Annotated in this window: 12 protein-coding genes; 3 read left to right on the forward strand and 9 right to left on the reverse strand. The window is 69.9% G+C overall.

Going from position 1 to position 11,226, the window contains the following annotated elements:
- Positions 1-15: 15 nt before the first annotated feature.
- Entirely contained in the window at positions 16-1,476 is a 1,461-nt protein-coding gene (gene pdxR, locus AC1RRV_RS08795) for a MocR-like pyridoxine biosynthesis transcription factor PdxR (protein ID WP_492859208.1), read from the reverse strand.
- 141 nt (positions 1,477-1,617) lie between these two features.
- Here pdxR and AC1RRV_RS08800 point away from each other — a divergent pair, with 141 nt between their 5' ends.
- From AC1RRV_RS08800 to AC1RRV_RS08810, 3 genes are read left to right on the forward strand one after another with little or no spacing between them, the layout of a single operon-like run.
- Entirely contained in the window at positions 1,618-2,208 is a 591-nt protein-coding gene (locus AC1RRV_RS08800; RefSeq protein ID WP_492859209.1) for a DUF1579 domain-containing protein, read from the forward strand.
- Between the two features lie 2 nt (positions 2,209-2,210).
- A complete protein-coding gene (locus AC1RRV_RS08805; protein ID WP_492859210.1) occupies positions 2,211-2,792 on the forward strand; it encodes a DUF1579 domain-containing protein in 582 nt (193 codons plus the stop codon).
- Positions 2,789-3,298 carry a GNAT family N-acetyltransferase gene (locus AC1RRV_RS08810; protein WP_492859211.1) on the forward strand — a complete coding sequence of 170 codons (510 nt, stop codon included), beginning with the start codon at positions 2,789-2,791 and terminating at the stop codon, positions 3,296-3,298. Before AC1RRV_RS08805 ends, AC1RRV_RS08810 begins: the two co-directional genes overlap by 4 nt.
- Here AC1RRV_RS08810 and AC1RRV_RS08815 read toward each other — a convergent pair.
- The 8 genes from AC1RRV_RS08815 to rsgA form a co-directional block, all read right to left on the reverse strand.
- Positions 3,230-4,072 carry a TolB family protein gene (locus AC1RRV_RS08815; protein ID WP_492859212.1) on the reverse strand — a complete coding sequence of 281 codons (843 nt, stop codon included), beginning with the start codon at positions 4,070-4,072 and terminating at the stop codon, positions 3,230-3,232. The genes AC1RRV_RS08810 and AC1RRV_RS08815 overlap by 69 nt on opposite strands.
- Positions 4,073-4,215: 143 nt before the next feature.
- Positions 4,216-5,607, reverse strand: a complete 1,392-nt coding sequence (locus tag AC1RRV_RS08820; protein WP_492859213.1) for a S41 family peptidase — start codon at positions 5,605-5,607, stop codon at positions 4,216-4,218.
- A 113-nt stretch (positions 5,608-5,720) separates the two neighbouring features.
- Positions 5,721-6,776, reverse strand: coding sequence for a murein hydrolase activator EnvC family protein (locus AC1RRV_RS08825; protein WP_492859214.1), 1,056 nt, complete (start codon positions 6,774-6,776; stop codon positions 5,721-5,723).
- A 16-nt stretch (positions 6,777-6,792) separates the two neighbouring features.
- Entirely contained in the window at positions 6,793-7,257 is a 465-nt protein-coding gene (rlmH, locus tag AC1RRV_RS08830) for a 23S rRNA (pseudouridine(1915)-N(3))-methyltransferase RlmH (protein WP_492859247.1), read from the reverse strand.
- Between the two features lie 117 nt (positions 7,258-7,374).
- Positions 7,375-7,806 (reverse strand): ribosome silencing factor, encoded by a 432-nt coding sequence (gene rsfS, locus AC1RRV_RS08835; protein ID WP_492859248.1) that lies wholly within the window; start codon positions 7,804-7,806, stop codon positions 7,375-7,377.
- 144 nt (positions 7,807-7,950) lie between these two features.
- The gene (locus AC1RRV_RS08840) at positions 7,951-8,601 is read right to left on the reverse strand and encodes a nicotinate-nucleotide adenylyltransferase (RefSeq protein WP_492859215.1); all 651 of its coding nucleotides are present in this window, start codon (positions 8,599-8,601) and stop codon (positions 7,951-7,953) included.
- On the reverse strand, positions 8,567-9,841 hold the full coding sequence (locus tag AC1RRV_RS08845) for a glutamate-5-semialdehyde dehydrogenase (RefSeq protein ID WP_492859216.1): 1,275 nt from the start codon (positions 9,839-9,841) through the stop codon (positions 8,567-8,569). Before AC1RRV_RS08845 ends, AC1RRV_RS08840 begins: the two co-directional genes overlap by 35 nt.
- A 144-nt stretch (positions 9,842-9,985) precedes the next feature.
- Entirely contained in the window at positions 9,986-11,053 is a 1,068-nt protein-coding gene (gene rsgA / locus AC1RRV_RS08850) for a ribosome small subunit-dependent GTPase A (protein ID WP_492859217.1), read from the reverse strand.
- Positions 11,054-11,226: the final 173 nt, after the last annotated feature.

Consider the following 11,226-nt stretch of genomic DNA (forward strand, 5'->3'; position numbering starts at 1 on the left):
GCTTCGAACATATGGTTAACAAGGTCCTGCGGCCGAAGCAGGACGGCGCGACCCGACGTCGCGGTCGGCGGTCCCCGTGGGGGCTTCGCGGATGACGCGGGCCAGGATGGCGACCGCCTCGTCGATCCGCGCCGCCTCGATCTGGCCAAAGCCCAGGACGAGGCCCGGCGGCGAGGCCGGACTGGCCGCGTAGGTGTCGAGACTGTCGACGGAGACGCCCAGCTTCGCCGCCCGCTCGACGATGCTCGCTGGGACGACCGGGCCGCGCAGCAGGGCCGTGACGTGCAGGCCGGCGGGGGCGGGAATCGGGTCCAGCAGGCCTTCGCCATGCCTGGCCAGGGCGGTCAGCAATGTCGTGCGCCGCTCAGCATAGATCCGGCGCATCTTGCGGACGTGGCGCGCCAGATGGCCCTCGGCGATGAAGGCGGCCAGGGTCGCGTGCTCGATGGCCGGCCCGTGCCAGTCGCTGCGCTCGCGCGCGGCCAGCAGGGCGGCGCGAACCCGTTGCGGCGCGACGACGAAGCCGATCCGCAGGGCCGGCAGCAGACTCTGGGAAAAGGTGCCGACATAGAGCACGCGGCCGTCCCGGTCCTGCGAGCGCAGGGTCGGCAGCGGCGAGCCCTCGAAACGGAATTCGCCGCCATAGTCGTCCTCGATGATCAGGGCGTCGTTACGGCCGGCATAGGCCAGCAGAGCGTCGCGCCGGTTCGCCGAAAGGGTCGCGCCAAGCGGGTACTGTTGAGAGGGGGTGAGGCAGACCAGCGCCGCGCCCTCATGTCGGCCTTCTGGCAGGGCCTCGACGACCAGACCCTCGCGGTCGACGGGGACAGCCACGACATGGGCGCCGGCGGCGGCGAACGCCTCGCGGGCGGCCGGATAGCCGGGGTCCTCGACCACCACCGTCCGGCGCTCCGGGCTCGTCAGGGTCCGGGCCAGGAGGTCGAAGGCCTGTTGGGCGCCGACGGTGACGATCACGTCGTCCGGCGAGCAGGCCAGGGCGCGGGCGAACGACAGGTGGCCGGCGATCGCCTCGCGCAGGGCGGGATGGCCGGCGGGCTCGCGATAGGTCCCACCCGCCCGGCCGAAGCGGCGCAGGGCGCGACTGGTCAGGCGGCCCCAGATGTCGAACGGGAACTGGCTGGTGTCGGGCCGGCCGGGGCGGAGGTTGAAGCTGGCCTCGGCGCGCGCGGCGCCGGCGCCCTCCAGTGGGGACCGGGGCGTCGCGCCGGCCACGAAGGTCCCCGCCCCGGTCCGCGAGACGATGTGGCCTTCGCTCAGCAGCAGGTCGTAGACCGCCATGGCGGTGTTGCGCGACAGGCCCAGTTGTTCGGCCAGGGCCCGGCTGGCGGGCAGCTGGACGCCAGCGGCCAGGCGTCCGTCCAGTATGGCGGCCCGCAGCTGCTCGTGCAGCCGGCGACGCACGTCGCGCGACCCGGCGGGCGGCAGTTGCAGCGCGAGTTCCAGGACGACGCTCATCGCCGCCTTTTGTGCGCGCGAGCGAGCGCGAGCTCAAGCGGGGACGGGCGGCGCTTCGAATGGCGCCTCAGGGTTCGTCGGGATTGGACCTCGTCCCCAAGGCGAGACGGTTCCAGAACATCGCGGAAGAGGAGGAACCTCATGAAGCGATCGATCATCTCCGGCCTGGTGGCCGCCGTATTCCTGGCCTCGGCGCTCTTGGCGGCCGAGCCTGCCTGGGCCGACCAGGACAACGTGAAGCCCAAGGCCGCTCGCCAGGACCTGTCGGGGCTACACGCCTTCGACTTGCGGGTCGGCAAGTGGACCGCCAAGCACCGCCGCCTGAAGGAGCGCCTGATGGGCGACACCCGCTGGGAGGAATTCACCGGCGAGCAGAACTGGTGGAAGACGATGAACGGCCAGGGCAACGCCGACGACAATCTGCTGCGCCTGCCGGACGGCGACTATTGGGGGCTCACCACGCGGGCCTACGACCCGGCGACGGGCGAGTGGGCGATCTGGTGGCTGGATTCCCGCAAGCCCGGGGTGATGGACACGCCCGTCAAGGGCCGGTTCGTCAACGGCGTCGGGACCTTCTATGCCGACGACACCCTGCGCGGGAAGCCGATCAAGGTGCGGTTCACCTGGTCGAACATCACCGCGACCTCGGCCCATTGGGAGCAGGCCTTCTCGCCCGACGGCGGCAAGACCTGGGAGGTCAACTGGTACACCGACCTTGAGAAGGTTGACTGAGCATGGGCCAGGATCTCTGTCGCCGGGACCTGCTGAGCCTGGCCGTGGCCGCCCCGTCGCTGATGGCCGCCCGCGAGGCCTTCGCCACCCAGGCGCCGGCCTCGGGCGGGCGTGGCTCGATCCACGACTTCGACTTCTTCCTGGGCTCCTGGACCGTCCGCCATCGCCGCCTGCGCAAGCGGTTGGCGGGGAACAGCGACTGGGAGGAATTCGACGGGACCACCCGATGCCAGGCCCTGCTGGGCGGAGTGGTGAACCTCAACGAGAGCCTGGCGCGCCGCGAGACCGGGGCGACCGCCGGCATGGGCCTGCGAGCCTACGACGCCAAGACCGACACCTGGGCCGACTGGTACCTCAGCGCCGCCAATCCGCTGGAGATCGACAAGCCGGGTATCGGTCGGTTCGTCGATGGCGTCGGGACCTTTCTGTCGGACGACACGTTCGAGGGGCGACCGATCAAGGTGCGGGGCCAATTCCGCTCACTGTCGCCAACGCAGGCCCAGTGGGAGCAGGCCTTCTCGCCCGACGGCGGGGCCAGCTGGGAGACCAATTGGGTGATGCGCTATTCGAAGGTGTCGACATGATCGTGCATCGCGCCACCTCGGCGGACCTGGACGTCCTGACCCGGCTGTTCGACCGCTACCGGCAATTCTACGGCAAGGCGTCCGATCCCGAGCGCGCCCGTCGGTTCCTGGCCGAGCGGCTTCGGCGGGAGGAGTCGGTGGTGTTGCTGGCGGTGGAGGGCGGCGTCCCGATCGGTTTCGTCCAGCTCTATCCCAGCTTTTCGTCGATCGGGACGTCGCGGACCTTCGTGCTCAACGACCTCTATGTGGAGGCGGATCGACGACGCGGCGGCGCGGGCCGGACGCTGGTCGAGGCCGCCGTCGCCCATGCCCGGCGCGCCGGGGCGGCGGGCCTGTCGCTGGTCACCGGCGTGGAGAACGCGACGGCCCAGGCGCTCTACGAGGGTCTCGGCTGGATCCGCGAGACCCAGTTCGTCGAGTACACGCTGACCCTGGCCTCAGCCGGCGGGAGCGGGGACCTCGAAGATGTCCATCCGTCCGACGCCCAGCGTGGGGCAGTAGGCTGAATAGAAGAACAGGTCGGGCCGGCGGGGATCGATCGCCGGCCCGTTGTTGATCTCGGCCGAGCAATTGACCGGGGCGGAGAGCGCCTTCCGGCCAGCGAAGGCGCCGTCCGCCCCGCGTCGGGCGACATGCAACAGCACGCCGGTTTCGGCCTTCAGGTCGCCCGAGGCGAAGACCAGGGTGCGGCCATCGGCCAGCAGGGCGGCGTCGAAGTCGTCCTTGGGGCCATTGACGCCCGGGCCCAGGTTTCGGACCGGCGCCGCGCCCGCCAGGTCGCCCTCGAACAGGTCCTGGCCGCCCGCCCCGCCATGGCCGTTGGACGAGAAGATCAGCCCGCCATCGATGGTCGGGCTCGGCGCCCACTCGTCGCCGCTCGTGTTGAAGCGGGGGCCGAGGTTACGCGGCGACCCGAAGGTCAGGGTCGAAGGATCGCGATCCACCGCCCACAGGTCGTCGCCGCCCAGGCCGCCGGGACGGTTCGAGAAGAAATAGACGGTGCGCCCGTCCGGCGAGAAGGCCGGGTCGAACTCGTTGGACGGCGTCTCGAACGACACCGGCGCGGGCTTGGACCAGGTCTCGCCCTCGCGGCAGGTCTGCAGGATCTTCCAGTCTTCCTTGGTGGTTATCGAGCCCCACAGGACGCAGCGGCCATCGGGACTGAAGGCGGGCCGGACCTCGGTGGCGGGGGTGTCGATCACGCCCGGCATGAACGGCTTGGGCGCCGGGAGCGGCGCGGTCGCGACCAGGGCCAGGGCGGCGAGAAGGGGCAGGGGCATGCGGTCTCTCGGAACGGCGTCGAGAAACCATAGCGACCCGTCGTGCATCGACTAGGGACAGAATTGCGGACATGAAAAACGCCGCTCCGGTCTCCCGAAGCGGCGCTGATCAGGCGTAGGGCCCAGACAGGTTTCGTGGGCCCTTACTTGTTCTCGGTGACCGGACCCTTGTTTGCCGCCGCCGCGGCCTTGGCCGTGACCTCGGCGACCTTGGCCGCGGGCTTGGGCAGCTTGGGCGTGTTGGCCACGCCGCCGGCCTTCAGCACGGCGATGGCGCGCTGCAGCTGGAAGTCGTCCTTCTTGTCGTCGAAGCCCGTCGGCGGCGCTTCGGCCGGGGTGTGGGCGCCGATACGCGTCTTGCCCTCGTCGGCATTCAGCGCGTTCTTGAAGCTGGCTTCGCTGAACCAGACGCGGTTGGCGATGTCCTGGGCCTGGTCGCGGGTCTGGGCGACCTCGAGGTCCGGGGCGATGCCGGTCTTCTGGATCGAGCGGCCCGAGGGCGTGAAGTACTTGGCCGTGGTCAGCTTCAGGGCGCCGTCAGCCCCGCCACGCAGCGGGATCACGGTCTGCACCGAACCCTTGCCGAAGCTGGTCAGGCCGACGAGCTCGGCGCGGTGGCGGTCCTGCAGGGCGCCGGCGACGATTTCAGCGGCCGAGGCCGAGCCCTGGTTGACCAGCACCACGACCGGCAGGCCGTTCAGCAGGTCGCCTGGACGGGCGTTGTAGCGTTGGATGTTGCGCGGATCGCGGCCGCGCTGGCTGACCACCTCGCCGCCGTCCAGGAACACGTCGGCCACGCCGACCGCCTGGTCGAGCAGGCCGCCGGGGTTGTTCCTCAGGTCGAGGATCAGGCCCTTCATCGCCGGGTTCTTGGTCTTCAGCTCGGTGATCGAGCTGACCAGGGCGTCGGTGGCCTTTTCGTTGAAGCCGGGCAGGCGGACATAGCCGAAGTCGCCCTCCATGCGGGCGATGGCGGCCTTGGGCTTGATCACCTCGCGGATCAGCTTGACGTCGAACGGGTCAGTCTTGTCGCGGGCGATGGTCAGGGTGACCGCCTCGCCCGGCTGGCCGCGCATCTGCTTGACGGCTTCGGTGACCGTCAGGCCCAGAACGCTCTGGCCGTTGACCGAGGTGATGTAGTCGCCCGCCTGGACGCCGGCGCGCGCGGCCGGGGTGCCGTCCATCGGCGAGATGACCTTGACCACGCCTTCTTCGCTGGTGACTTCGAGGCCAAGGCCGCCGTACTCACCGCGCGTGGTGTCCTGCATGTCTTCGTAGCTGTCGGGCGACAGGTAGCCCGAGTGCGGGTCGAGACTGGTCAGCATGCCGTCCAGCGCCGCCTCGATCAGCTTCTTGTCGTCGACCTCGGTGACGTACTGGTCCTCGACCGTGCCCAGCACGTCGCCGAAGAGCTCCAGCATCTTGTAGGTCTTGGTCTTGGGGGCGTTGTTCGCCTGGGCGATTGGGCTGACATAGGCCATGGCCCCCGCGCCGAGGACGAAGGCCGAAACTCCGATGAGCAGGTACTTGCGCATTAAGGCCCAGAAGGCTCCCTAGCGACGCGCGGCGTCGCAAACCGTGTTTAGCCCCGTCCAACCCTGATAGAGGCCGGCGGTATAATTGCGGCCACCATTACTGAAAAAGCCGTCTACCGCGACTCCTGTTTGAGCCAGCGCTCCGGGTCCGCCGGCTCGCCGTTCTCACGGACCTCTAGATAGAGTTCCGGATCGGAAGATACATGATCCGGCATCTTCCCGATGGGGGCGCCGGCCGCGACAGATTGTCCGGGTGACGCCGTTATCTGGTCCAGCCCCGCCAGAACCAGGTGATAGGCGCCTTGCGATCGCAGGATCAGCACCGCGCCCCAGCCGTTCAGCGCGCCGGCGTATTCGACCGTTCCGGCGGCGGGGGCGGTGACGGTCAGGCCCTTGTCGGTGCGGATGGTCAGGCCCGGCGACTTGCCGCCGGCCGGCAGTTCCTGGCCGAAGCGGCGCACGACGGCGCCGGCGGCGGGCGGGCGCAGGGCAAGCGGACCGGTGGCCTCGACGCGACCAAGACCGTCCGTCAGAGCGCCCAGCGTCCGCAGCTCGCTCTCCTGGGCCTGGGCTTCGCGGGCATAGGCGCGTTCCAGCGCGGTCTTCTCGATGATCAGGCGTTCGATCTCGCCCTTGCGGTCGGCGACCGCGCTCTCGGCGGTGAACAGCTCGGCCGAGGCGGCGGCGGCTTCGCGACGCAGAGTCCCGATGGCGGTGGCCCGGCGAGCATAGGCGTCGGCGCGCTGCTGCAGGTCGGGAGTCATGGCGCGGATCAGGATGGCGGCCCGCACCGCGTCGCGGGCGTTGTCGGGCGAGACCAGCAGGGCCGGCGGCGGATCGCGGCGGAAAAGCTGCAGGGCCGACAGCAGCAGCGACAGGCGCTGCCGGTTGCGGCCGAGGTCGGCGAGGATGGCGTTCTCGCGGGCGTTCAGGGCCTCCAGCCGCGCCCGCTTGGCGTCGACATCGGTGCCGGCGGCGATGCGGGCGTGGTCCAGGCGGTCCAACTCGGCCCGCAGGTCCTCGATCTCGCGGCGGGTGTCGGCGGCGGTTTGGCGGTCCTTGGCGCGCTGCGCCTCGATGGCCCGGTCGGCGCGCTGCCAGCCGACCACGGCCGTGGGGACGGCGAGAACCAGGGCGCAGACGGCGATGACGAGTCGCGAGCGTGACATCGCTCGATCTCTAGCCCTAATCCCGGTGGTAGGGCGAGCCCGACAGGATGGTGGCGGCGCGATAGATCTGCTCGGCCAGCATCGCCCGGGCCAGGGCGTGCGGCCAAGTCTGGGGCCCGAAGGCCATGGTTTCGTTGGCGTTGGCCAGGATCGACGGATCCAGGCCGTCGGCCCCACCGATCAAGAACACCACCCGACGCGTCCCATCGTCGCGCAGCCGGGCCAGGTGCTCGGCGAAGGCGCGGCTGGGGCGAACCTTGCCGTGCTCGTCGCAGGCGATGACATGGGCGCCCTCCAGGTGCGGACGCAGCACCTCGGCCTCGGCGGCCTTGCCGGGCTTGCGGGCCTCGACCTCGACGATCTCGACAGGGCCGAGGGCCAGGGCGCGGCCCGAGGCGGTGGCGCGGGACGCATAGTCCACGGCCAGCTGCGCCTCGACCATGCGGCCGAGCTTTCCGACGGTGAGGATGGTGATCTTCATCACGAGCGTGGCAGCCGAAAAGGTGAGCGGTTTCGGCGCAAGCCACGCGCCAGATCTCAGAAGAGCTCTAGACCGTCACCCGCGGGCGGGCGACGGCCGAGCGATAGCGAGACAGGATCAGTTCGCCGCCGTGCGGTGCGGTGCGTCGACCGCCCAGATCTTCTCGATGTTGTAGAAGCTGCGCACTTCGGGGCGGAACAGGTGGACCACGACGTCACCGGCGTCGATCAGAACCCAGTCGCAGTGCGGCAGGCCTTCGACCCGCGCCTTGCCGAAGCCGTTTTCCTTCAGCGCCCGCAGGATGTGGTCGGCCAGGGCGCCGACGTGACGGTGCGAACGGCCCGACGCCACGATCAGGCTGTCGGCGACCGAGCTCTTGTCCGCCAGGTCGATGTGGACGATGTCCTGCGCCTTATCGTCGTCGAGGCGTTCCAGGATCAGGCGCTCAAGCGCCTTGATGTTGAGGGCCGGACTCAGGCCGGGGGACTCAGTCGAGGATTCGGCTCCAGCCGGTCCCTCGTGCGCATTAAGCGCGGGGTCGCTACGCAGCGTATTGCTCCTTATGGGGTCGCTGTGGATATCCCTCATAGCATGGAATTGGGCGAAAAGTGAGAGGACGTGTTCGGCGCGGCGATTCGCCTGGTCCATAGAGGCGTCTGAGCAACGCCTGAAAGCTTGGCCTTCGACCTGATTCTAGCCCTTTTGCCTCGACCGCATGGCCGTCGAGGAGGCGAAATTCAGCGGTCCGGTCAGGTAGACCCAGGCCGGGGCGGTGGCGTCGGGCAGCTTGGCGGCGGCGCTGGCGGGCCAGCGGGCGAAGGCGAAGCGGCGGGCGGCCGGCGAGGTCCGGGCCTTCAGCGAGACCCAGGGACGCGAGATCACCGCGACGGGCGCCTCGCGCATGATCTGGGTCCAGCCGCGCCAGCGATGGAAGGTGGCCAGGCTGTCGGCGCCCATGACCCAGACGAACTTCACGCCGGGATAGCGGGCGCGCAAAACGCGCAGCGTGTCGATCGTGTATTGCGAGCCCAGCCGGGTCTCGGCGTCGGAGACGATCATCCCCGCACCGCGCGCCCAGCGGCGGGCCTCGGCCATGCGCTCGGCGACGGGACGGGTCTCGTGCGACGATTTCAGGGGGTTCTGCGGCGAGACGAGCCAGATGACGCGGTCCAGCTCCAGCCGGCGCATGGCCGTCTCGGCCACGTGGGCGTGGCCCTCGTGCGCCGGGTTGAAGCTGCCGCCGAACAGGCCGACGCGCATCCCGGGCTCCAGGTGGAACCCGAGGCGCTGGGCGTTGGGCCGACCGGCCTCAGGGACGAGTCTGGCCGGTCCCGCGAACCACATACTTGAACGTCGTCAGTTGCTCGGCCCCAACCGGGCCGCGGGCGTGAAGCTTGTCGGTGGCGATGCCGATCTCGGCCCCGAAGCCGAATTCGCCGCCATCGGCGAACTGGGTCGAGGCGTTGATCAGCACGATGGCGCTGTCGACCTCGGCCACGAAGGCGTCGGCGGCGGCCGCGTCCTCGGTGACGATGGCGTCGGTATGGCCCGAGCCGTAGGCGGCGATGTGGGCCGAGGCGCCGGCCACGCCGTCGACCACGGCCACGGCGAGGATCGGGGCCAGGTATTCGGTGGTCCAGTCCTCGGCGGTCGCCTTCTTCATCGTCGGCTCGATGGCCCGGGCGGCGGCGTCGCCGCGCAGCTCGCAGCCGGCCCGGATCAGGGCGTCGGCGATCGGCGGCAGCAGCTTTTCGGCGGCGGCCTTGTCGACCAGCAGGGTCTCGGCGGCGCCGCAGACCGAGACGCGGCGAAGCTTGGCGTTGACGACGATGTCGACGGCCTTCTTCACGTCGGCGCCCGCATGGACGAAGACGTGGTTGAGGCCTTCCAGGTGGCCCAGCACCGGGGCGCGGGCCTCGGCCTGCACCCGGGCGACCAGGCTCTTGCCGCCGCGCGGGATGATCAGGTCGATGGCGCGGTCCAGGCCCGAGAGGATCGCGCCCACGGCGGCGCGGTCGGCGGTCTTCACCGCCTGGACGGCGGCAGCGGGAAGGCCAGCGGCCTTCAAACCGCGCTCTATGGAAGCGTGGATGGAGAGGTTGGAGTGGATGCACTCCGAGCCGCCGCGCAGGATCACCGCATTGCCCGAGCGCACGCACAGCGCGGCCGCGTCGGCGGTCACGTTGGGCCGGCTCTCATAGATCATGGCGATCACGCCGATCGGCGTGCGGACGCGGCTGATGTCCAGGCCGTTGGGCCGGGTCCAGCGTGAGGTGGCCACGCCGAGCGGATCGGGAATGGCGGCCACGGCCTCGACCCCGGCGGCGACGCCTTCCAAGCGCGCCTCGTCCAGGGCCAGGCGATCGAGCATGGGGCCGGCGACGCCGTTGGCCTCGGCCTTGGCCAGGTCCTTGGCGTTGGCGGCGAGGATGCGCGCGGCGTCCTCGCGGATCGCGGCGGCCATGGCCCGGATGGCGGCGGTGCGCTGCTCTGGCGTGGCGAGGCGCAGGGCGCGCGCGCCCTCGCGGGCCGTCCGGCCCATCCCCGCCATCGTCGCCTGCAAGCTGACGCCCGCGTCGTCCATCGTCCCAGTCCTGTTTCTAGTGCTGGCCCTGGTAAGTTATGCTCAGGTTGAGGCTTACCTAGGCGCTTTCGGGGACGGATGAAACCGCTCTTCGTCTGAAAGCGGATGGAGTTTCCCTAGGCGTGGCGTGGCGGGAACCCAGTCTCACTGGCCCCGCTGGTTCTTCTTCGTGGTCCGGTAATTTCTTTGAAGCGCGGCCTGGCGGCGGCGCTCGGCGTCCTTCGCCACGCGCTCGGCCTTCGCCTCCATGGCCGCCAACTCGAGGCCCAGCTTCTGGAAGCTGGCCCAACGCCCGGGATCGAGCGCGCCGTTCTCGAGCGCGCCGCGCACGCCGCAGCCCGGCTCGTTGGCGTGGCTGCAGTCGCTGAACTTACAGGTCTGGACCAACTGCTCGATGTCGTCGAACACGACGTCCAGGCCTTCGTCGGCGTCGATCAGGCCCACCTCCCGGATGCCCGGGGTGTCGAGGATCAGCCCACCGCCGGGCAGCAGTATGATCTCGCGATGGCTGGTGGTGTGGCGGCCCTGGTCGTCGGCCTCGCGGATCGCCCGCGTCGCCATCCGCTCCTCGCCCAGGAACGCATTGACCAGGGTGGACTTGCCGACGCCGGACGAGCCGATCAGCACACAGGTTTCGCCGGGCGCGACGTGGGCCAGCAGGGCGTCGAGGCCCTCGCCTCGTTTCGCGGCGACCGTCAGCACTGGGCAGTCGGCCGTCAAGGTCGCGATCTCGGCGGCCTGGCCTTGCGGATCGTCGCAGAGGTCGGACTTGGTCAGCACCACCACGGGGCGGGCCCCGCTCTGCCAAGCGGCGGCGAGATAGCGCTCGATCCGGCGCGGATTGAGGTCGCCGTTCAGAGAGGTGACGATGAAGACGACGTCGATATTGGCGGCGATGATCTGCAGCGTCTGAATGCTGTCGGCCGCCCGGCGCACGAAGGCGGTGCGACGCGGTAGCAGCGCATGGATGGTCGCGGCGCCGTCCACCAGGTTGGGCGACAGCGCCACCCAGTCCCCGACCGCCGGATGGCCCGCTTCCCGCGCCTCGTGACGCATGCGGCCGGAGAGCTTGGCATTCAGCTCGCCGTCCTCGGTGACGACCAGATAGCTGTCGCGGTGCTGGATAATGATCCGTCCGGGGACGTGGCCATCACCCGCGTGCGGCTCGAACGCCCGCCGCAGCTCATCGGACCAACCATATTGCTCGATCAAAGGAAGGGGTCTCTCAACTGATCGGGCAACCTATCACCGACCGGGCGGCGAACCCAGATGCGTAGGGCGGGGCTCGTGAGATCGGCTATCGACCCAAGTCGGAAGTCGGATGCTCCCCCTCTGGGGGAGCTGTCGCGGAGCGACTGAGGGGGCTATGCGGCCTATGCCGAGCT

This window comes from Caulobacter sp. GW821-FHT11E10, from assembly GCF_058808375.1.